We start from the raw sequence: 234 nt of genomic DNA, 5'->3' as shown, positions 1-234 counted from the left end.
GCATTGCCATTTTCCATGATAATGAGTATTCTAAATATTGACTTGATGCCCATTCTGTATAATAAGCATATTGATTACCAAAAACTTTAGATATTATTTTAATAATTAATTCGTCAAATCTAACAAACATCAAAGAAAAAGAAATAACTAGTAAAGTAACTCTTTTAGTATTGGTATTAATATATTTCGTTACTAAATTATGTAAAAAATACATTGGATAGAAGAATATTGCAC

General features: G+C 23.9%; 1 protein-coding gene. It reads right to left on the bottom strand.

What is annotated here, in order from left to right; all coding sequences use genetic code 11:
• Positions 1-234: hypothetical protein (locus tag SB754_RS23055; protein WP_410784574.1), on the bottom strand; the 234-nt coding region annotated here is incomplete at both ends.

It is taken from the genome of Leifsonia sp. SIMBA_070, from assembly GCF_046534635.1.
Classification (GTDB): Bacteria; Actinomycetota; Actinomycetes; order Actinomycetales; family Microbacteriaceae; genus Leifsonia.
The sequence above is the reverse complement of the archived record's forward strand: the minus strand, read 5'-3'. Positions and strand labels throughout refer to the sequence as shown.